This window comes from Microbacterium sp. LWH12-1.2 (genome assembly GCF_040675825.1).
Classification (GTDB): domain Bacteria; phylum Actinomycetota; class Actinomycetes; order Actinomycetales; family Microbacteriaceae; genus Microbacterium.
Genome location: NZ_JBEGIJ010000001.1, coordinates 3,274,487 through 3,296,158 on the forward strand (window position 1 = coordinate 3,274,487; position 21,672 = coordinate 3,296,158).

15 protein-coding genes are annotated in these 21,672 nt (G+C 68.0%); 7 read left to right on the top strand and 8 right to left on the bottom strand.

Annotation, left to right across the window (positions count from 1 at the left end):
• Nucleotides 1-63: 63 nt before the first annotated feature.
• Nucleotides 64-162, bottom strand: coding sequence for a streptamidine family RiPP (gene amiA, locus MRBLWH12_RS15655; protein WP_341976324.1), 99 nt, complete (start codon nt 160-162; stop codon nt 64-66).
• Between the two features lie 114 nt (nt 163-276).
• On the opposite strand from amiA, the gene MRBLWH12_RS15660 reads away from it, so the two are divergent.
• Genes MRBLWH12_RS15660 through MRBLWH12_RS15680 form a run of 5 tightly spaced genes read left to right on the top strand, consistent with a single transcriptional unit; the run spans nt 277 to nt 6,104 of the window.
• On the top strand, nt 277-1,479 hold the full coding sequence (locus tag MRBLWH12_RS15660; protein ID WP_363550588.1) for a hypothetical protein: 1,203 nt from the start codon (nt 277-279) through the stop codon (nt 1,477-1,479).
• Nucleotides 1,476-3,185, top strand: a complete 1,710-nt coding sequence (locus MRBLWH12_RS15665) for a prolyl oligopeptidase family serine peptidase (protein ID WP_363550590.1) — start codon at nt 1,476-1,478, stop codon at nt 3,183-3,185. The genes MRBLWH12_RS15660 and MRBLWH12_RS15665 overlap by 4 nt, the downstream gene beginning before the upstream one ends.
• On the top strand, nt 3,182-4,282 hold the full coding sequence (locus MRBLWH12_RS15670) for a FecCD family ABC transporter permease (protein ID WP_363550591.1): 1,101 nt from the start codon (nt 3,182-3,184) through the stop codon (nt 4,280-4,282). Before MRBLWH12_RS15665 ends, MRBLWH12_RS15670 begins: the two co-directional genes overlap by 4 nt.
• Nucleotides 4,279-5,091 carry an ABC transporter ATP-binding protein gene (locus MRBLWH12_RS15675; protein WP_363550593.1) on the top strand — a complete coding sequence of 271 codons (813 nt, stop codon included), beginning with the start codon at nt 4,279-4,281 and terminating at the stop codon, nt 5,089-5,091. Before MRBLWH12_RS15670 ends, MRBLWH12_RS15675 begins: the two co-directional genes overlap by 4 nt.
• Entirely contained in the window at nt 5,088-6,104 is a 1,017-nt protein-coding gene (locus tag MRBLWH12_RS15680) for an ABC transporter substrate-binding protein (RefSeq protein WP_363550595.1), read from the top strand. The genes MRBLWH12_RS15675 and MRBLWH12_RS15680 overlap by 4 nt, the downstream gene beginning before the upstream one ends.
• Nucleotides 6,105-6,152: 48 nt before the next feature.
• Here MRBLWH12_RS15680 and MRBLWH12_RS15685 read toward each other — a convergent pair whose 3' ends face one another.
• Together MRBLWH12_RS15685 and MRBLWH12_RS15690 are read right to left on the bottom strand one after the other, a co-directional pair.
• A complete protein-coding gene (locus tag MRBLWH12_RS15685) occupies nt 6,153-8,657 on the bottom strand; it encodes a DEAD/DEAH box helicase (RefSeq protein WP_363550597.1) in 2,505 nt (834 codons plus the stop codon).
• Nucleotides 8,658-8,685: 28 nt separating this feature from the next.
• Nucleotides 8,686-9,540, bottom strand: coding sequence for a sigma-70 family RNA polymerase sigma factor (locus MRBLWH12_RS15690; RefSeq protein WP_363550598.1), 855 nt, complete (start codon nt 9,538-9,540; stop codon nt 8,686-8,688).
• 92 nt (nt 9,541-9,632) lie between these two features.
• On the opposite strand from MRBLWH12_RS15690, the gene MRBLWH12_RS15695 reads away from it, so the two are divergent.
• Nucleotides 9,633-10,406: an SDR family oxidoreductase gene (locus tag MRBLWH12_RS15695; RefSeq protein WP_363550600.1), complete on the top strand. Its 774-nt coding sequence runs from the start codon at nt 9,633-9,635 to the stop codon at nt 10,404-10,406.
• 11 nt (nt 10,407-10,417) lie between these two features.
• Here MRBLWH12_RS15695 and deoD read toward each other — a convergent pair whose 3' ends face one another.
• Both deoD and MRBLWH12_RS15705 read right to left on the bottom strand, forming a co-directional pair.
• Nucleotides 10,418-11,131: a purine-nucleoside phosphorylase gene (gene deoD / locus MRBLWH12_RS15700; protein ID WP_363550601.1), complete on the bottom strand. Its 714-nt coding sequence runs from the start codon at nt 11,129-11,131 to the stop codon at nt 10,418-10,420.
• Nucleotides 11,132-11,367: 236 nt separating this feature from the next.
• Nucleotides 11,368-12,396, bottom strand: coding sequence for a LacI family DNA-binding transcriptional regulator (locus MRBLWH12_RS15705; protein ID WP_363550602.1), 1,029 nt, complete (start codon nt 12,394-12,396; stop codon nt 11,368-11,370).
• A gap of 92 nt (nt 12,397-12,488) precedes the next feature.
• Between MRBLWH12_RS15705 and MRBLWH12_RS15710 the strand changes: the two genes are divergently transcribed.
• Nucleotides 12,489-14,264 (top strand): glycoside hydrolase family 35 protein, encoded by a 1,776-nt coding sequence (locus MRBLWH12_RS15710; protein ID WP_363550604.1) that lies wholly within the window; start codon nt 12,489-12,491, stop codon nt 14,262-14,264.
• 149 nt (nt 14,265-14,413) lie between these two features.
• Here MRBLWH12_RS15710 and MRBLWH12_RS15715 read toward each other — a convergent pair whose 3' ends face one another.
• The 3 genes from MRBLWH12_RS15715 to MRBLWH12_RS15725 form a co-directional block, all read right to left on the bottom strand.
• Complete coding sequence (locus tag MRBLWH12_RS15715) at nt 14,414-18,769, bottom strand: endo-alpha-N-acetylgalactosaminidase family protein (protein WP_363550606.1); 4,356 nt, start codon at nt 18,767-18,769, stop codon at nt 14,414-14,416.
• A gap of 264 nt (nt 18,770-19,033) precedes the next feature.
• On the bottom strand, nt 19,034-19,702 hold the full coding sequence (locus MRBLWH12_RS15720) for a DNA alkylation repair protein (protein ID WP_363550608.1): 669 nt from the start codon (nt 19,700-19,702) through the stop codon (nt 19,034-19,036).
• 99 nt (nt 19,703-19,801) lie between these two features.
• Nucleotides 19,802-21,535, bottom strand: a complete 1,734-nt coding sequence (locus MRBLWH12_RS15725; RefSeq protein ID WP_363550610.1) for an acyltransferase — start codon at nt 21,533-21,535, stop codon at nt 19,802-19,804.
• Between the last annotated feature and the right edge of the window lie 137 nt (nt 21,536-21,672).

The following is a 21,672-nucleotide window of genomic DNA, read 5'->3' on the forward strand; positions in this document are numbered from 1 at the left end:
GCCGGACGCGCGTGGCGCCCGGCCGGGGGTGGTCACGTCAGACGACGCGGGGCAGCACTGCGATCAGTCGAAGGGGTTCTCGACCAGCGCGTTGGAGTGCGTTGCCGAGAGGTGGGCCAGCTGCTCGGTCTCTTCGATCTCGGAGAGGATCTGCTTGTCCATGAGTTGCTCCTTCTGTGGGGAATTCCGCTCGGCGGTCTCGCCGAGCGGGTTCACGAGGTGAACGGCTCCGACTCTAAATGATAATGATTCTCAATATCTACTATTGTTTCAGACATGCCCTCTTCGCCCCCTCTCCTCGTCGCTGATTACCGCGCAGATGTCGTCTACGCGGTCGACGGTTCGCTCCCGCGTGTCGTCGTCGAGGCGACGCTCGCCGAGCACGCCGGATTCCTCGCACTGCCGAAGGGCGCGAGCGGTCGCTGGGCGTTCGCGGATGACGCCGACGGCGCTCTCGTGGTCGGCGACGATTCCTCGGTGCGGCGGATCCCGATCGCGATCCCCGCCGAGCACATCGCCTGCGACCACGACGGTCGACACGTGGTCGTCACCTCGGGGACGGGGATGAACGAGGCTCCGTGGAGCGATGTCGTCACCGTCGTCGATCTGGTGCGCGAGAGTTCCGTGCGCTTCCGAGCGAGGACCGGTGAGCCCGGCGTGGTCGTCGCCGCGGATCAGACCACCGGGGAGCCGACGATCCTGCTGCGCCACCGCGAACCCGGCGCGATCGAAGCGGTGCCGCTGGGGTCGGCCCTCGAAGTCGGCCCGCATGTGCCGGTGCTTCGGGGACGGATCCTGGATGACCTCGCGGCAGACGGTCACGGCGATGTCGTGCATCCGCAGACGGGGATCATGGCCGTGGCGACCGGTCGAGGGCTCGAACGATTCGTCGTCGATCGCGGTGAGCCCCGCGCTCTCGGAGTGATCCCCTGGCCGGGAGACGGCAGGCCGTACTACCTACGGCTCGACCCGGACAGCGGGCATGCGACGGGCATCGTTCGAGGGGGTTCTCCTGCGGCCGGCGCCTGGGCGGTGTGGACCAACACCTTCGTCGACATCGATCTCGACACCGGTGCCACAAGATCGGTGCCGTTGCCGCCGGGTCTCGCCTTCCGCTTCGCGCTCGGGGCCGGAACGGCTGCCGTGGCGGTCATCCACCCCGACGGCGATGCCGTGGTCACCGTCGACAGGGCCGAAGATCGCGTGGCGCAGCACCTCCCGATCCCGGCGATGACACACCCGCCGCGCCCCGGTCACCTGCCGTGGGATTCCGTCGACGGCCTGCCCGCGCAGCGCCGGTCGATCGCTCTCGACCCGTCCGGTGACACGATCGCGGTGACCAGCGGTGGCGATTCCCGCCTCCTCCTCATCCGCGACGGCGATACGGAGATCGTGGAGTTCCCCACGCCGCTGAACGAGGGCGGACACCTCTTCTGGGCGGCATCCGACCGACCGCTGAACGACCTGGTCGGCCGATGAGCGCGCTCACGGATTCGCTCTCCGCCGCGCTCTCGCAGGGGGAGGAGTACGGGCGTCCCGGCCTGCCGAACGCGGGATTCTCACTCGGGCGCAAGGCGGGGCGGGTCCGCCGCGGTGTGTATCGGAGCGATGGGCGGTGCGTCGCCGAGCCCGAAGGGCACCTCCACCGGATCGCGCCATCGCCGGACGGTCGGCTGATCGCTGCCGAATGGGCCGCGGATGCCGACGAGAACGCCGTACTCGCCATCATCGACGCGCATACCGGAGAGATGCGCGTGCATCCGCACATCCGTATTCGTTACGACACGGTCCTCTGGAAGGCGGACTCGCGGCGGCTCGAGGTCGTCGCGAGCAGGGACGACCAGATCGTCAGCCTCGACGTCGAGAGCGGCGAGTGGGAGGCGACCGCCACCGCCCAGGGCACCCGCGTACGTTTCTTCCGCGGCGGTCGCGGCGGGCTGCTGGCTCGACGTGCGACAGACGGGGGCACGGTGCTCATCGACCGCGCGTCGGACACCTGCCTGGGTACCTTCGCCGCGCTGTTCCGGGCGATGCCCCTCGCAGACGGCATCCTCGTCTGGCGCGATGCGGGCCTGGACGCCGTCGACATCGACGGCGGCATCCGGTGGAGATGGGACTCCACCGAGCAGATCGTCGACGTCGCGGTGCAGGGCGAGCAGGTCGTCGTGCTGGTGGTGCGCGGCGGGCGGAGCGTCATCGTCACTCTCCGCGACGGACAGATCGTGCGCACACAGGAAGTGACCGCCGGCCACGACGCCGTGTCGGCGACCGGAATCAGCGTGGACGCTGGAGTACTCCACGTCGCTGTGGAAGGACCATTGACTCCGCCGCAGATCGTCGAGTGTGACAGGATCGCGACCCTGGATCGACGCGCGGCGCCGGCGCCCTCCGGGGCAACCACGGTTCGGCACGAGATCCGCACCGATGACGGAGCGGATCTCGTGGTGCACGTCACGTCCGATCCGGATCCGTCCATCCCGAGGCCTCTCATCCTCACCTGCTACGGCGGGTTCGGTGTTGCGTACCTGCCCGCATTCGAGCCGACGATCCCGGCATGGCTCGCACACGGCGGCGCGTACGCGACAGCGCAGCTCCGAGGGGGTGGCGAGCACGGCGTGCAGTGGCGGGATGCCGGGAGCGGGTCGAACAAGCACCGCACGATCGCAGATCTGGCCGCCGTGGCACGAGCCCTTGTCGATCGGGGGATCACCCGACCCGAGCTGCTCGTCCTGGTGGGGGCATCGCTCGGCGGCGTCATCGTCGCGAGCTGCGCGCTCGAGCATCCCGGCCTGTGCGCCGGGGTGGTGACGACCGGAGCTCCGCTCGATCTCCTCGGCCTTGATGGTCACCCTTTGGGAAGGCTCTGGAAGTCGGAGTTCGGCGATGACGGCACTCCGGAAGGGCGCGAGCGGGTGCGACGGATCTCACCGCTCTCGCAGGCCGAGGCGTTGCCGCGTGGGTCCGCGACCCCGGAGTTTCTCGGAATCGTGCTGGAGAAGGACACGCGCGTCATCGCTCGGGACACCGTGCGCACGGTGGAGGCGCTCCTGCGGGCAGGGGGCTCCGCGCGCATGTGGACCGCTCCGGCCGCGGGGCACGGTTCCAATGATCTGACGAGTCTCCACGAACTGGGACTGACCGCGCTGGACTTCGCCGCCCGCCTCACGATGGAACACAGCGAATGACCAGCGCGGCACAGCCGACCATCCACAAGAAAGGCCGAGAACGAGGAAGCCGGCGCAGGCTCTCGCTGGCGATCCCGATCTCTGCGCTGGTGGCGTCGATTCTCGCCGTGCTCGTCGTATCCGGAGCAACGGGGCAGGTCGAGGTCAGTGGGATCGACGCCGCGAAGATCGTGATCGGTCATCTGGTGGCCGACATGCCGTGGATGTCGGACGGCAGCCTGTCGACGCTGCAGGACCAGGCGGTGTGGCAGTTCCGGCTGCCGCGCGCGCTCCTCGCCGGGCTCTCCGGAGCCGGCCTCGCCCTCGCCGGGGCGATCATGCAGGTCGTCGTTCGAAACCCGCTCGCCGAGCCGTACATCCTCGGCGTCTCCTCGGGAGCGAGTGTCGGAGCGGTGCTCGTCATCGTCTCGGGTGGGGCGGCGTTCGCCGGGCTCACCATGAGCGGCGCGGCCTTCGCCGGCGCCGTGATCGCTTGCATCCTGGTGGCGCTTCTCGCACGGCGCCGCGGTGAGCTGTCGCCGACCAGAATGATCCTCGCCGGTGTGGCGCTGGGGTCACTGCTGAGTGCGGTGACGAGCTATCTCACGATCACGACAGACGCTCAGAACGTCGTGAGCGTGATGTTCTTCCTGCTGGGAAGCGTGTCGGCAGCGACGATGTCGTCGCTTCTCATCCCGACGGTGGCTCTCCTGATCGCATCCGTCGCCGTGTTCGGCCTCGCCAGGTCGATGAACGCGCTGCTGGCCGGCGATGAATCCGCGCTCGCCGTCGGGGTGCGCACGACGCGACTGCGCGGAGCGCTCCTCGTCATCGCGTCGCTCCTCACCGGGGCGATCGTCGCCGTCAGCGGAGGCATCGGTTTCGTCGGGCTCGTGATCCCCCATGTCGCGCGCATCTTCGTCGGCTCCGATCACCGGCGGATGCTCCCCATCACCGTGCTCGCCGGCACACTCTTCCTGATGGTCGCCGACCTGCTCGCGCGCACGGTCGCCGCTCCATCCGAGATCCCCCTCGGCATCCTCACCGCCTTCGTCGGGGCCCCGTTCTTCCTCTGGCTGATGCGCCGGGGCGGCGAGAAAGCGGGAATCGACAGATGACCATCTCCTTCGAAGGCGTCGACGTCGCGCTCGGCGGTCGCGTCGTACTCCGCGGAATCGACCTGACGATCGGCCGCGGCCGGATCGTCGGACTCGTCGGTCCGAACGGCAGCGGCAAATCGACCCTCCTGCGCACATTGTTCACCGGCCGTCGGCCTCTCCGTGGCCGGGTCTGCGTCGACGGCGATGACGTCGCAGAACTCGCACCCCGGGTGCTCGCACGGACGGTGTCGGTGATGCTGCAGGATGCGCCGTCCGATTTCGATCTCACAGTGCGGGAGACGGTGCTCGTCGGCCGCGCGCCGCACCGGCCGCCCTTCACGCGAGACTCTCCGGAGGATCTGCGGATCGCCGACGAGTCGCTGCGCGCCGCCGACGTCGCCGATCTCGGAGACCGCCTGATGCGTCAGCTCTCCGGCGGACAGCGGCAGCGCGTGATGCTGGCCCGTGCCCTCGCGCAGGACGGCGAGATCCTCGTGCTCGATGAACCCACCAACCACCTCGACATCTCTCATCAACTCGACCTGATGCGCGTCGTCACCGGTCTCGGCAAGACCGTCATCGCCGCTCTCCACGACCTGAACATCGCGGCGTCATTCTGCGACGACATCGCCGTTCTCGACGCCGGGAACCTGGTGGCCTTCGGGCGACCCGACGTGGTGCTCACACCGGCGCGTGTGAGCGACGTGTTCCGCGTGACGGCACGCGTCGCGGTGGAAGAGGGCACGGGCGCCCGGGCGATGACTTTCCACCCTCTCACCCCCTCGGGCGGGAACCACCCGCCCTCATCACCAAGGAGAACCGAATGAAACCCCGCACGCGATCCGCCAGCATCCTGATGACTGCACTGGGAGGGTTGAGCATCCTCGGTCTGACCGGATGCGGGGCGGGAGTCGCCTCCGCCCAGCCGCCCTCCTCATCGGCGGGCTCGGTCACGATCGAGAACTGCGGCCGCACTGTCGTGGTGCCCGAGACACCGACCGCCGTGGTCGGCCTGCACCCCTCGCAGACCGAGCTGCTGCTGCGCCTGGGGCTCGCCGACCGGCTCGTCGGTCAGGCGCAGGCCACAGCGCAGGCGCTTCCCGCCGACGTCGCCGCACTGGCAGCCGATGTCCCCGTGCTCGGGGCGGACTCGCCGCCGAACCGCGAAGCGCTCCTCGCAGTCGAACCCGATTTCGTCTACTCGCCGACGACCTACGAGTTCACCGCCGAGCAGGGCTTCGCCAGCATCGAACAGCTGCAGGAGGCCGGCGTCGCCGCGTACGTCGCCACCGGCGGATGCTTCGAGCGACGCATGGAAGGAACGGTCGACGATCTCTTCATCGACCTCGAGAACCTCGGGACGATCTTCGACGTCGAAGACAAGGCGGAGTCCCTCATCGATGAATCGAAGGCCGACCTCGCCGTGGTCGACGCCGCCGTGGAGCAGGTCGACGACAAGCTGCGTGTGGCGCAGATCTACGTCGACGGAACGTCGCTGACGGCGGTCGGCGCGGGAATCGAGTACGACATTCTTCGACGGGCCGGCGCCGACAACGTGTTCAGCCCGGAGGATGCCGCGTTCGGCGACTTCTTCGCCGCAGAGATCACCCCGGAATCGCTCGCGGCGGAATCGCCTGACGCTCTCGTGTTCGCCGTGACGGATCCGGCGCACGAGGCCGCCACCCGTGCGTACCTCACGGCCACCTTCCCCGACATGCCAGCGGTTCGCGACGATCGCCTGATCGCCATCTCGACCGCGGACACATTCCCGGGCACGCTGGGGAACATCTCGGTCGTGCACCAGATCGCGCAGGCGCTGTACCCCGACGCCTTCGCGTGATTCGGAACCGGAGGCGGGTGCGGCGGACGGCCGCACCCGTCCGTCGAGCTAGAGCCGATCGACCGCGGTCACGGTGACGACGGCTTCGCCGGCCTCATCGGATGCCGCGAGGTCGACGGTCGCGGTGATGCGCCAGTCATGATCGCCGGCCGGGTCGTCGATGATCTGATGCGCGGTCCACACGGTCGTGCCCTCGTCGAGCAGCAGCAGCTTGGAGCTGCGGGCATCCGCGCCGGTGAGGATCTCGTCGTGCTCGGCGAAGTAGGCGTCGAGGGCGGCATCCCACCCGGCCGCTCCGAAGTCGGTGTCCAACTCGGCCAGCGCGTCGACGTCTTCGCGGGCGGCCAGCTGCACGCGACGGAACAGCTCGTTGCGCACCAGGATGCGGAAGGCGCGGGTGTTGCTGGTGAGGCGCTTCGGCGCGGGCGGGACGATCGGTTCGTCGGAGCCGTGCGGCGGGATGTGCCCGGCGATCAGCTCCTCCCACTCGTCGAGCAGGCTGGAGTCGACCTGGCGCACCAGTTCGCCGAGCCACTCGATGAGATCGCGCAGATCCTCGGTCTTCAGTTCCTCCGGGATGGTCTGCGATGCCGCACGGTACGCATCGGAGAGGTAGCGCAGCACCACACCCTCGGAACGGGCGATCTTGTAGTAGGCGACATATTCCCCGAACGACATGGCTCGTTCGTACATGTCGCGGACCACGGCCTTCGGATGCAGTTCGAAGTCGCGGATCCACGGCTGCGCGGCGCTGAACGTCTCGAAGGCGGCGGTGAGCAGCTCGTCGAGGGGCTTCGGGTAGGTGATCTCCTCGAGCAGTTCCATCCGCTCGTCGTACTCGATGCCCTCGCGCTTCATCGTGGCGACAGCCTCGCCGCGAGCGAGGAACTCCTGCTGGCTCAGCACGGCACGCGGGTCATCCAGTGTCGACTCCACGATCGAGACCATGTCCAGCGCGAAGCCGGGCGCCTCGGGGTCGAGTAGCTCGAACGCCGCCAGGGCGAACGGCGACAGCGGCTGGTTCAGGGCGAAGTTCGGCTGCAAGTCGACGGTGAGGCGGATCTCCCCGTCGGCGGTGCGTTCGACGATGCCGGATTCGCGGAGCGTGCGGTAGATGCCAATGGCACGGATGGCGAGCTCGCGCTGGCGGGAACGCGGTTCGTGGTTGTCGTATACCAGTGAGCGCATATTGGCGAATACGTCGCCACCGCGGCCGATCACGTTCAGCATCATGCTGCTCGTGATCTGCATGTGCGAGGTAAGTGTTTCGGGGGTGGCGTCGATCAGCTTGCGGAACGACGGCTCGCCCCACGACACGAATCCGTCCGGTGCCTTCTTGCGGATGAGCTTGCGCTTCTTCTTCGGATCATCGCCCGCCTTGCGGATCGCAGCGGCATTCTCGGTCTCGTGATCGGGTGCCTCGGCGACGACGGTGCCAGAGGTGTCGTACCCCGCGCGTCCCGCTCGCCCGGCGATCTGGTGGAACTCGCGGGCGTTGAGCTGGCGCATCCGGGTGCCGTCGAACTTCGTGAGTGCGGTGAGCAGCACGGTGCGGATCGGCACGTTGATGCCGACGCCGAGAGTGTCGGTGCCGCAGATCACGCGCAGCAGGCCGCGCTGGGCGAGCTGTTCGACGAGGCGGCGGTACTTCGGCAGCATGCCAGCGTGGTGCACGCCGATGCCGGCGCGCAGGAACCGCGACAGCGTCTTGCCGAATGCCGTGGTGAACCGGAACCCGCCGATCAGCTCAGCGATCACGTCGCGTTGCTCCCGGGTCGCGATCTTCGTGCTGGACAGGGACTGGGCGCGCTCCATCGCCGCGGCCTGCGAGAAGTGCACGATGTAGATCGGCGCCTGGCCGGTGTTCAGCAGATCGTCGATCGTCTCGTGGATCGGCGTCATCTCATAGAAGAAGTGCAGCGGCACCGGACGCTCCACGCCGGTGACTGTGGCCGTCTCACGGCCGGTGCGCCGGGTCAGATCCTCCGCCAGCACGGTCACATCACCGAGCGTCGCCGACATCAGGATGAACTGCGCCTGCGGAAGCGTCAGCAGCGGCACCTGCCATGCCCAGCCGCGATCGGGGTCGGCGTAGAAGTGGAACTCGTCCATGACGACCTGGCCGACATTCGCCGTCGGCCCCTGACGCAGTGCGAGGTTCGCGAGGATCTCTGCCGTGCAGCAGATGATCGGCGCATCGGCGTTGACGGCCGAGTCGCCCGTCACCATGCCGACGTTCTCTGCACCGAAGACATCGACCAGGGCGAAGAACTTCTCGCTCACCAGGGCCTTGATCGGCGCGGTGTAGTAGCTGCGACGCCCGGCTGCGAGGGCCGCGAAGTGCGCGCCGACCGCGACGAGAGACTTGCCGGTGCCGGTCGGCGTGCTGAGGATCAGGTTGTTCCCCGACACGATCTCGATGACCGCCTCGTCCTGTGCCGGGTACATGCTGATGCCGGTCGACTCGACCCACTCCGCGAAGGCCAGGTACACGGCATCCGGGTCGGCGGCATCGGGAACGGCGGCGGGATCGAGCCGCGAAGGGGAAGTCATGGTCCTTCGATCATCCCTCACCCGAGCGTCAGACCGAGATTCCCTGCAGTCGGGTCGGATCAGCGAGGACGTGCAGAGCGACGACGCGATCGTCGTCGGAGATCTCGAACCACATCAGCGACACGACGCGATCGTCGAAGGCAGCGGCGACTCCGGGGTGACCATCGATCAAGACGGGCGTGGAGTGAGCGGCGAGCCGGGCGGCGAGCACGGCTTGAGCGGCGATCTCATCGGCACCTGTCAACGTCTGCGTGCTCGTCCCGTAGTCGGCGTGCAGGGTGGCGTCGTCGTGCAGTAAGCCGAGCAGTCCGCCGAGGTCGCCGTTCTGCACTGCCGCGAGCCACGCCTCGACGAGAGCGCGCCCTCGGCGGCGGTCAGCGCGGGCGGGTGCTGATGTATCGCGCAGGCGGCGCCGCGCGCGAGAAGCCAGTTGCCTGGCAGCCTCCGGGGAACGCCCCACCGCCTCGGCCACCTCATCGAACGGTTGGCCGAAGATGTCGTGCAGGACGAAGGCGATCCGCTCGGCGGGCGTCAGGGCGTCCAGCACCACGAGCAGCGCCACGTTGACGCGGTCCGACTGATCGACGAGGTCGGCAAGATCCGGGGCAGGATCCACGGGCTCATCGCGCCACGGCTCGACGTGCCACGACCTCTCTCGGCTCGACCGGGGGGCACGGAGCATGTCGAGGCTGATGCGGGAGACGACGGTCGTGCACCAGGCGTCGAGGTTGTCGATCTCGGCAGCATTCGATCGCGCCAGGCGCAGCCACGTCTCCTGAACCGCGTCCTCGGCATCGGCGCTCGATCCGAGGAGTCGTGTCGCGATGGACCTGAGCCGCGGGCGGGTGCACTCGAACCGCCGGGCAAGTTCTTCGTCATTCATGTCACATCTCCTCATCGTCGATCGTCATGATCTCGACGGATGAACTGACCGAGATGTGACAGGTCGGCACGACGAAACGAAAGGACGACATCATGAGCACTCCCATTCTGGTCACAGGGGGCACCGGAAACATCGGACGGCACACCGTTCCGCTCCTGCGTGCGGCAGGGCGAGAGGTCCGCATTCTCAGCAGACACTCCCGGCAGGCTGAGCCCGGCATCGAGTACGTCGAAGGCGACACGGTGCAGGGCACTGGGCTTGATCTTGCGCTCGACGGAGTCGAGACCGTGCTCCACCTCGCCGGTGGAGCCAAGGGCGACGACATTGCGGCGCAGAACCTCGTGGCGGCCGCCCGGCGAGCCGGTGCGCGGCACCTCGTGCTCATCTCCGTGACCGGCGCTGACCGCATGCCCATCGGCTACTTCCGGGCCAAGGCAGCCGCCGAGGCCGCGTTCCAGACATCGGGAATCCCCTGGACCATCCTGCGCGTGGCGCAACTGCATGACTTCGCCCTGCCGATGGTGAAGGTCCTGTCCCGGATGCGGTCGGCTCCGCGTGGGTTGTGCTTCGAGTCCGTCGCTGTGACGGAAGTCGCAGCGCGACTCGCTGAGCTCACTCTCGGAGACCCGGTCGGTCGCGCAGCGGATCTCGTCGGGCCGCGCGTGCAGGAGATCGCCGACATGGTGCGCTCCTTCGACAGTGCACGCGGGCGCGGGCATCGGCTTCTGCGATTCGGGATCCCCGGTGCCGTCGGTCGTGCCTACCGAGCCGGCGACAACCTCGCCGGTGATGCCGCTGTCCGAGGCGAGTCGACGTGGGAGGACTACCTCGCCTCCCGTGCGACGGAGGACGCGCCTGTCCGCTGAGCTGGCGGGGCTCAGCCCGAGGTCGCCGCACGCAGCGCGATGCGGATCATGTCGCCGAACGTCTGCTCGCGCTCCTGCGCCGTCGTCTCTTCGCCGGTGACGATGTGATCGGAGACGGTGCAGATGCTGAGTGCACGCCGACCGTAGTACGCAGCCAGTGTGTACAGCCCGCTCGTCTCCATCTCGACTCCGAGTACCCCGTGCTTCACGAACGGATCGTTGAGCTCGGGGCGGGTGCTGTAGAACTGATCGCTCGAGAGCAGCAGGCCGACGTGCGCCGCGCTGTCGAGGGTCATCTGCTCGCTCGCCTCGACGGCAGCGCGCAGCAGGCCGAAGTCGGCAACCGGCGCGTAGTCCAATCCGTGGAAGCGCACCCGGTTGATCCCGGAGTCGGTGCAGGCGCCGTTGGCGATGATGATGTCTCGCACCGCCAGGCGCTCGGTGAGCGCGCCGCATGAGCCCACGCGGACCACGGTCTGCACGTCGTACGAGTCGAACAGCTCGTTCGCGTAGATCGCCATCGACGGCTGGCCCATGCCGGAGCCCTGAACCGAGACGCGGTGGCCCTCCCACGTTCCGGTGAAGCCGAGCATCCCGCGGGTCTGCGAGTACAGCTCGGCGTCCTCGAGGAAGGTCTCCGCGATCCACTTCGCCCGCAGCGGGTCCCCGGGGAAGAGGACGACGGGGGCGATCTGGCCGGGCTCTGCGGCGATGTGGGTGCTCATGTGATCAGCGTAGTGAGGGCGGATGCTGCACCGGCGTGATGGCGCTGCCGCGACCGCACGCGGTCGGCGACATCCCCGTAGGACGGCGACGGTACACCTGTCTGCTCAGATCTCGGATGCAGGTCGAGAAGCACGGTTTCGACCTGCATCTGTGTTTTGGGCATGCACGTGTTCCGCGGGGCGGGGCGGATGCTCAGGGTCGGACGGATGCTCAGGGGGCGGGAGGGGGCGGATGCTCAGGCGGGCGGCGGCGCCGTCGATGACCGCACGACGAGCGTGGGGGTGATCGGCGGGATGTCGCCGACGGGATCCGTGCCCTCGATCTCGGCGATCAGACGCAGCGCGGCGGCCCGGCCGAGCGCCTCGAAGGGCTGACGCACCGTGGTGAGCGCCGGGGAGGCGTAGGCGGCGAGGGCGATGTCGTCGACGCTGACCACCGAGACCTCCTCCGGCACGTTCCGACCGGCCTCGTGCAGGGCCCGGATGACGCCGAAAGCCATCTCGTCGCTGCTGACGAATACGGCGGTGGCGCCCGGGATCGCGGCGATCGTCCGGCCGGCGCGATAACCGGATTCCGGTGTCCAATCGCCGGGGATGACCGGCGGCGGCGTGATGCCGCGCTCGATGAGCACCTGCTCCCAGACCTGGCGGCGCTGTACGGTTTCGGCCCAGTACTCGTCGCCGGAGACGTGCCACACCGTCTGATGTCCGAGATCGAGGAGGTGCTCGACGGCGAGCCGGGCGATCTCGTTCTGGTCCACGGCCAGCGGTGCGCCGGTCTCCAGGGTGACGCGATCGGTGCGGGTCGCCGGGGTGCGCTGTGTTCGCGTTCTCATCGAGGGGCTGTCGAGCTCGATAGGCACGCCGAGCACGATGCCTTCGGCCCCCTGGCGCTCCAAGCGGTCGAAGGCGTCGAGGAAGGCGTCGGTGGAAGCGTGATCGGCGACGGCCGCTGTGGTGACGGTATAGCCGTTCGCGGCCGCGGCCTGCTCGATGCCGACGCCGAGGGCCGCCGAAGAATACCGATCGGTCGAGACGACGATCACACCGAGGATGCGGGTGCGCCCGGACGCGAGCGAGGCGGCTGCGGCGTGCACGCGGTAGCCGAGCTGCTCGACAGCGGAATGCACGCGGCGGGCCGTGTCAGGACGGACGTTGTCCAGTCCCGACATCACCCGGGAGACGGTCTGGGCCGAGACTCCGGCCAGGCGAGCGACATCCACCTGGCTGGGGGCACGATCCTCAGGGGCGCGGCGCGGAGACATGGGCCCATGGTAGCGATCATTCGGCGCAGACACGGGATGCTGCAGTGACAGCGGTGCGATAATGTGAACGCAAACACTGCCTCAGGAGTTTCATGACCGACACCCTCATGCCGGCTGCACACGCGGCCGCCCGCACCACGTCGACGCTGACGTGGCGCAACGGGGAGATGCTGCGTGACGGACGTCCGCATCGCATCCTCTCCGGAGCGATCCACTACTTCCGTGTGCACCCCGACCAGTGGGAGGACCGGCTGCGCCGACTTGCCGCGATGGGGGCGAACACCGTCGACACCTACATCGCCTGGAACTTCCACGAGCGCATCCAGGGCGATGTCCGCTTCGATGGCTGGCGCGATATCGAGCGGTTCATCCGCATCGCCGGCGAGGTCGGGCTCGACGTCTTCGTCCGGCCGAGCCCCTACATCTGTGCCGAATGGTCGAACGGCGGCATCCCGTTCTGGCTCAGCGGTCAGACGCCGGCCGTCCGGACGGGCGATCCGATCTTCCTCGCCGGCGTCGACGCCTGGTACGACGAGCTGCTGCCGCGGCTCGTGCCGCTCCAGGCCGCTCACGGCGGGCCGATCGTCGCCGTGCAGGTCGAGAACGAGTACGGATCCTTCGGGAGCGATGCCGCCTACCTCACGCACCTGCGCGATGGACTGCGTGCGCGCGGCATCGTCGAGCTGCTGACCACGGCAGACGGGATCACCGCGGACATGGTCCGCAACGGCAGCGTCGCAGGTGCCATGCCCACGTTCACGTTCGGAACCGGAGTCGCCCAGGCCCAGGAGCTGAAGCCCGACGACGTCGCACTCATGTGCAGCGAACTCTGGGGCGGCTGGTTCGATCACTGGGGTGAGCGTCACCACGTTCGTTCGGCCGACGGCATGATCGGCACCGTGGACGAGCTGCTGGACGCCGGGGGTTCCGTGAGCCTCTACATGGCTCACGGCGGCACGAACTTCGGTCTGTGGAACGGCGCGAACCACGACGGCGTCCTCCAGCCCACCGTCACCAGCTACGACTCGGACGCCCCCATCGGCGAGGACGGCTCGCTGAACGCGAAGTTCCATGCGCTGCGTGCGGCGTTCGCGCCGTTCCACACCGAGCCGCTCCCGGCGATCCCGGAGCCGCCCCGTCGGCAGTCCGCGGCTCGTGCCGCCCTGGTCGCTCGGGCCTCGCTTCTGGATGCGGTCGGCGCGGCATCCGTCGTCGCCGAAGCGCCCGCGCCGCTCACGTTCGATCAGATCGGGGCGGAGGACGGGTTCGTCGCGTATCAGGCCGACTGCACCTTCGATGTCGACGCGATGCTCAGCGTGCCCGTGCTGCACGACCGCGCGATCGTGTTCCTCGACGAGCAGCGCCTCGGCGTGCTCGAGCGCGACGGCTCGACCTCGCTCGCCCTCCCGGCAGCGGGTGGCAGCGGACGGCTGACCATCGTCGTCGAGAGCCTCGGCCGCATCAACTACGGTCCTCGCACTGGCGAGGACAAGGGCATCATGAACGGAGTGATGATCGGCCGGCGCTTCGTGCACGGCTGGACGCACCGCATCCTCCCGCAGGATGCGCCGACGACGTCCGGCGCGGCGTCGGTCGCGGGTGTCGCGACGGCGGTGTTCGACATCGCCGAGCCTGCCGACGCCTGGCTCGCGTTCCCCGGCGGAGCGAAGGGGATGGTGTGGCTGAACGGCTTCCTGCTCGGCCGCTACTGGGAGATCGGCCCGCAGGAGACGCTGTACGCCCCGGCACCGCTGTGGCGCGAGGGCCGGAATGAGATTCATGTGCTCGACACGGATCGCCTCGGCGATGTCGTCGAGATCCGGGAGCAGCCCGGTTTCGGCGAGGTCGAGGAGTTCATCGGCTCCTGAGCGCAGGCGATACAGCGAACCGCCCCGAGGTCAAAGCCTCGGGGCGGTTCTCATGTGCGGGCCGGTCGCCCGCGTCGCGTGAGCGCTGGTTGCTCACGGTACGAAGAAGGGCGGATGCCGAAGCATCCGCCCTTCCGTCTGCTCAGCGACTACGGCGCGCAGACCACCTTCGCGTCCGCCCAGTTCGCGTGGTCCCTGAAGTCCACGCCGTTGCGGTCGACGACGAGCTCGAGCACGTCGACGCCGGTGACGTCGATCTCGATCGGCGTGCCGGGATCGCTCCACAGCACGGCCGCCGACTGATGCAGGAGAGCGTCATCGCCCGAGACCTTGTAGATCACGTTGCCCTCTCCCTTCTCGTCCTTCGAGTCGTCGAGTCCGAGCACGGCGGTGAAGGTCGTGCACGCCCCGCCGAGGTAGACCTTCACCGAGGAATCGGCGTGCGTGCCGAGACCCTTGGCGAAAGCGACTCCGCCGATGGTGAGGGCTGTGCCGTCGCCGGCCGCGTCCTCGCCGTTCGACAGGTCCCGTTCGATCGGCCCCCACCCGTTGGCCTCGCTCAGGAAGGGGAGGTCGCTGACGTATGCGGTTCCCTTCGGTGCGACAGGATCCCCGCCGTCGACGGGAGTGTCCGAGCAGCGGAACTTCGCATCGGCCCAGTCGCCATGGTCGTTGCCGACGCCATCGCCCGCATCGCCCAGAACGAGGTCGACGAACTGTGCACCCGTGACGTCGGCGCTGAGCTCGAAGGTCGTGCTGGTCGCCTTCATCACCGGGGAGGTGACGACGGTGCGGCCGTCGGCGATCACCGAGAAGGTCACGGATCCGCGCGTCGCCTGCTTGTCGTCGATGCCGACGGAGCTGGTGAACGCCGTGCAGTAGCCGCCGAGGTAGTACCGGACGGTGCTCGCCGCGTGCGCTCCGAGTCCCTTCTCGTAGACGACCCCGTTGAGTGTGAGCGGCGAGCCGTCGCCGGTTCCCTGCTCTCCGTTGGAGAGGTCGCGTTCGACCGGCCCCCACCCGTTCGTCGCCCGCACCCAGTCGTGGTCGCTCGCGAACACGTCGCTCTGCGGTGGCTTGGGCAGGGTGCGTACGGTGGTGGTCGCGCTGATGCTCCGCTCACCGATCGGATCGACCGTCGTGCGGTACGACGCGTTCGCGATCACCGGATATGCCCCGTCTGCGGATGCCGGAGCGGTGATGCTCCAGGTCGTGACGAGTCGTTCGGTCGGAGCGAGCTCGGCCGCGGTAGCGGCGGTCTTCGCCTCTGCCGTCCAGCCCTCAGGCAGCTCCAGCGTCACCGCCACATCCGAGATGGGAGCGGGCTCGTCAGAGGTGAACGTCGTGACGAACTCCTGCGGAACGCCCTGCTGCACGACGTCCGGTCCGAGGTCGCCGCTCAACTGGGCGCATGCGGGGATGGAGTCGGCCGGGCCCAGGTCCTCCACGACGAAGTCGTCGAGGATCAGGTCGGCGACGCCGCCTCCGGTCCGCTGCAGACCGACGAACGTCGCGCCACAGGGGCTCGCGTCGATGATCTGCTCGAAGCGAGTCGTTTCGCGCACGGTGTCGAACGGCGTCGTCTGCGTCACCACCGGCCCGGTCGTCGAGTCGTATCCGTTCACCCAGGCGTACTCGTCGGCGAGGGTCGACTGGTAGTCGAAGCTCACCCGGTAACGGTGGCCCTGCTCGAAGGGCACGGTGTAGTCGGACGTCCGGTAGACGAGCCCGGAGTTCTCCTCGTGCGCCATCAGCGACCAGTCGCCGTTCAGGATCGTGTCGATGGGACGATCGTTCCACCCGGCTTGCGTATACGGCTCGTTCCGCTCGGAGATGTGCGTGCGCGGGTCGGTGACACCGCCGGCATCTCCCTTGAAGAACGGACCCCAACCGGCATCCACGTTCTCGAAGTCCTCGGAGACGATCACACCGTCACCGAGCTCGGAACCCGTGGTCTTGATCACGCGCACGTTGTCGATGCGCACCGAAGCGTCACCAGCGCCGGCCGCGATCGTGAGGGTCGGCTTCGTGCCGTCCTCCGGGATCGTGACCGTGGCCTTCAGACGCTGCAGGTTCGTGCTGTGCCACTCGTCGGCGGCCACCGTGTTCGTGATCGTCGAGGCGTCGACGGTCACCGACCCGTTCTCGCCTCCAGGCACCTTCACGCTGAGCGTGGTGGGGCGCGTCGCACCAGGGTCGATGCCGACCCACGCGCTCACGGTGTAGGTACCGGCATCGAGTGCGCGCAGCTTCTGGCTGATCGACGCCTCGCCGGCTCCGAGCAGGGCCGAACGTCGGCCGAGGCCATCGAGGTCGACGGATGCCGCGCCTTGCGGGTTCCACGAGGCGAGGTCGGTCTCATTGAAGCCGGGATCCTGCACCGGCGTGTGCTGCCCGAACTTCGCGGTCTGCGGAAGCGCGCTCGCGGCATCAATCTTCGTGCCAGCCGCGAGCACGTACGGCTGCCCGGGCTGCGCGTCGATCGTGACAGCGCCACCGGTGACAGGCAGATCGGCGACCTTGGTGCGGCCGTTGTCACCCAGCGCGAAAAGCTGCAGCGAGCTGTTTCCGCTGAACTCCGAGGTCAGCTGCCACGTGGTGCTGCCGCCGCTCGGGTTGTAGTGGTAGAGCTTGTCGCGAGTGTCCTTGTCCTTCGACGACCACGGCAGCAGGTACGTGTCGCCTCGAAGCACCTCTGCGCCTCCGTCGGTGATCGAGCGATCGGCGGCGGTGGTCCCGGTGACGCGCACGTCGTCCTCGAGCTCGATCGCCTCGTCCGTCCACCGGGTGATCTCGTGGTGCTGGAGGAACTTCGTCGGCAGGTTCGCCTGCCACACATTCCGGGTGAACGCGGTGTAGTCGTTCTGCCCCGTCCAGCCCTCGAACTCGATGATGTGGCTCGTGCCCAGGCGCGCGTCGGGGTTCCAGACATCGGCCTGGGTGTTGTTCACGAAGCGCAGGATCTGCGAGTTGACGCCCTTGTTGCTCGAGCCGCCGTATTTCTCGTCATTGGCCCAGTGCGACCAGGTGTTGTTCTCGGCGAGCTTGTCGGCCCACTCGGAACCGACGCGGAACCCGTGATCGATGAGGGAGTCCTGCAGCGTCTGTGCCAGCCACCCGTGCTCGTAGTAGACGTCGACGTAGGCGAAGTCCAGGTTGTCGTTGGTGGCATCCGCGAGTTCGCCGATCCGCTTGTCCAGCTCGCCGGAAACCCGGTCGTAGCGCTGATCGATGTAGAACGACTGATCGAGCCAGTTCCAGCCCTTCGCGCCCTCGTCGGCGATCTCATCGCTGAAGGAGTTCGCCTCCGGGTAGATCTCCGTGGCGTTGATGTGCACGCCGAACGATGCGTTCCACTTCTTCCCTGTGGCGAGGGCCTCGTTGAGTTCCTCCAGGCCGCCCGCGCGCTCGTTGAAGTTGTCGCCGTAGTCGGTGTTCGCCGAGTCGTGGCCCTCGCTCGTGTACCCCTTGAGCATCGCGACCTGTCCGAGCCCGTCGGTCGCCAGCGAGATCCGCTTGACGTCGTCGAGAGTGCGCAGGAACGGATGCGTCGCCTGCGAGGCGAAGTTGAACGGGATGTGAGTGATGACGTTGTCCGGCGTCTGGTCGCCCTTGTTCGGGGCGATGCGGATGCCGCGGAGCGCGATGGCGCCGTCCTGCCAGTCCACAGCGCCGTCCGCGTTGGCGTCGGGTGTGATGGCGACCTTGACCCAGGGAAGCTCCTCCGTCGCTTCGGACTCTGCGGCGCGATAGAGCCACTGTCCGCTGGAGATTCCGACCTCGACCTGGCCGTCGGCCGCCGTGGCCTGGCGCCAGAAGTTCCCCGAGTCCTTCTGGGAAGGGCCGGAGGAGGTGTCGTACAGAGCGTTCGTCGTGAAGGCGGCGGCCAGCTGTCCGGTGTTCGCGATGATCGTGTTCGACGACTTCGGTGCGGCATCGAGCGGTGTCTCGGCCGTGACCGGCAGGAAGACGTCACCGGAGGCGTTGCGGTCGACGGAGAGATTGGCCGCGGCGACGGCGGCCCCCGGCTCGGCGGACGAGACGGTGACGAGGTTGTGCCCCGGGATGCGCAGGCTCTTGACCACGCCGTCGGGATCGATGATCTCGGTGATCGCGAGCGTGACGACGTTCTTCTTCACGCTGATTTCGGCGGTGAGCCGGACACCCGGCAGGTCACCGGGAGTGATCTGGTACCGCGCACTGTTCTTGCTCGTCTTCTCCGATGTGACCTCGACCGCGTGTGCGGTGCCGTTGATCTCGAGTGAGGTGAGGGCGGTGTCGTTGCCGTTCATCACGGCGCCGCTGTCGCGGTCGGTGTACGTGATCACCTGGGGGAAGCCGCTGGATGCACGTACTTCCAGGGTGCCCGTGCGGAGCACGAGATCGGCCGAGGCCTCAGCGCTCCAGGCCGGGGACGCGGCGAACGGCGAGAGGCCGGCGGCGACGAGCGCGCAGCCCACTCCGATTCCGGTCAGTCGCCGCCTCGGGCGGTTCGGGGGATTCATCACTGGCTCTCCTTCGAATCAGCATCCGGAAGTCGGATCGTCACTGATCGTTGCAGGAAATGTTTGCGAAAACAAGGCTGCGGGGCCGGGAAATCAATCGTGAATGTGGCTTACTGTTATCGCAACCACGCGGGCGTCGGAGGTGCGAAGACGTCCTGTGGCCTCCGTAGAACGTCGACGGGACGCATCATGCCGGCGCACCGCGGCCGTGAAAGGCCGAAGCAAGGTGGTTCTCCGGGCCAAGACCCGCGCGGATGCCGGAACTCAGCGCTCCTGGCGGCGCACCATCTCGCCGATCCAGAGCGGGGCGAACGGAGACGTGCATCCGGGCGGAGTGGGGTAGTCGGCCAGTACCTGCAGGCGCTCACCGATCTCGAGCGCCCTGGCGCGGTGCTCCGGATGGTGGATGCCGATCTGGGCAAGGGACTCGTTCATCGACCACTGCAGGCGGGCAGGCGCGTCCTTCAGATCGCGTTCGATGAGGTCGAGCAGACGCTCGAGGTCGAGCCCTTCGGGTTTCTTGACGACGCGGTCGGTGGTGAGTGACCATGCGGCAGCGGCGACAGTCGGGTCGGCGTCCTCGAACCAGCGCCGTCGCAGCTCCTCGGCGAGCGGCGTCTTCTTCGCGACGTAGTTCACGAACCAGTCGTTCACCTTCGGGGCCGCCGTCTCGCGGAGCATCGCGTCGAGTTCGTCGGCGGTGAATTCGCGGGGCTTGCAGATCAGGAGGGCCAGCAGTCGGGCCGGGGTCTCACCGGTCGCCCACAACTCGTGTGCAAGCGGCTGATCGATCTTGACGCGCTTCGCGAGCGCACGCATCCTGCTGAGGTTGATGCCATGATCGTCGCCGCGCTTCTCGTTCGCGGCGCGCATCTTCGGGTCTTCGAGGGCGGCGAGTTCGGCGAGGGCCTTCGGCAGGGTCATTTCGGCCATGGGACCAGGGTAGGCCGGTTCGCAGAGCGCAAAGGGCTTGATCTGCGCCGCAGATGCAACCCTTTGCGCTCTTCGAAGGTGATGGTCGCCGGGAACGCCTCAGGTGTAGAGGTCGATGGCCGGCTCCGGGCGGTGCACGCCGCGAGGGCGATAGTCCAGGGATTCCGCCAGATCGCACAGGTCGGCGAGGTACCAGAGGGTGGCCAGCCACATCTCCGTCCCCTGCAGTCCCGGTCGGTGTGATGCCCGAGTCGGGCCGCTCGTCGGTGCATGGGCGAACGAGAATCCCTGCCCGTCGCGCCATTGGTCGATGACCGTGCCGATTTGGCTCAGGGCCCAGGCCTCGATCTCGGCGCGGCGATGTCCCGACTGGCGGCTGGTCAGCCAGAGCGGATGCGCCACGTCGAGCACGTTGCAGGCAGTGGTCCGGCCGGGCCCGAAATGACGGCGGTCCTCGGCGTGCTCGAGGACCGCATCGATGGCCTGGTCGGGATGCGGCAGCGGGATGCCGAACTGCGCGAACGTGCCCCGGGTGGCCCGGTAATAACCGTTGACCGGCTGCAGCATCCCGTCGGATTGCCGGGGGCGCGACCACATGCCCGTTTCGCGGTGCGCGTGTGTGACCAGCCAGCCGATCAGCGCATCGAAGTGGGCCGTGGACCGGGCCGAGCGCTCGCCTTCGGCGAGGAAGTTGCGCAGCATCGCGGTGCCCAGGGCATCGACCGTGGCTCCGGCGCTCCACCCATGATCGCGCCATGGCAGGGTGTTCAAGGAATCGATCAGGTCGGTCGTGCTCATCGTCTGGATCGTGCGGATCGGATGCTCGAATCGGGCGCCGAGCAGATCGAGCGCGTAGCCCTGGCTGAGCACGTGATAGTGCGTTTCGCCTTGCTCCCATCCGGTGGGAGCGGGTCCATGCAGACCGTCGCCAGTGAGCAGCGGGATGAGCCCGGTCAGCGGATCCTGGTTCTGCCGGAGGCGCTCGACGTGGTCGTGCGCGCTGAGCTGAGCGGGAGGTTCATCGCTCAGCAGGAAGGAGATCTCGACAGCATCCGCATGCGCCCGAAGAGTCGGCTGACCCGCCTGCGGGTCGAAGAAGCGACCGGTCGGGGTGCCGTCGGGCGCCAGCGCCCCCGGTTGCCAATAGTGGTCGAGCACCTGCTCGCGCTGATCTCGCGCCCGGGCCGAGAACTCGGCCAGGAGAGCAGCCGTCTCCGCGCGCGCTGCGCCCCGGGCGGGCTTCGTCTGGCGACGATCCCGGATGAACCGCGCCGGGTTGCCCGCGACGACGGCCCACTCGGCGACGTCCTTGGTCACCACGGATCCGGCACCGATCACGGCGTGACTCCCGATCATCACACCGTCGACGATGACCGCGTTGGAGCCGATCCAGACGTCGTCTCCGATCGTGATGCCGATCTCGGTTCCCGGCTGCTTGTGCACTGGCCGGTCAGGGGCCATCGAATGATTGAAGCCCAGGATCGAGGTGTGGGCGCCGATCCGCACGCCGTCACCGAGCGTCACGGTTCCGCGCACCACGGTGAAGGCGTTGACGGTGCAGTCCGCGCCGATGGCGATGCTGCCGGTGACATAGGCGTGGGCTGCGATATAGCTGCGGTCGCCGAGGCGGAACCGGGTGGGTTGCACCATGGCCAGCTCCGAGATGAAGCATTCCGAGGCGATCGTGCCCTCGGCCGCGGCCAGGATCGCCGCCTGGCGCTCTGCCTGGCCGGCGCGCTGCTCGTCTGTCGCCTGAGACTGGAAGAGCCAGGCGTTGTAGTCGAGCAGCTTGGGGTCGTCGGTCATGGTCGTCGTCGACGCCGGGGAAGTCATGATCCTCATTGTGTGCGCGGCGGCACCAGAGAGTCAACGACGAATGATCGCGGTAACAGCATCCGTCGACTGGCAGGCGGCGTCGGTCCATGACATCGTGGCGGGGGGAGGGTGAGCGCTCGCGCTCACAGTGAGGG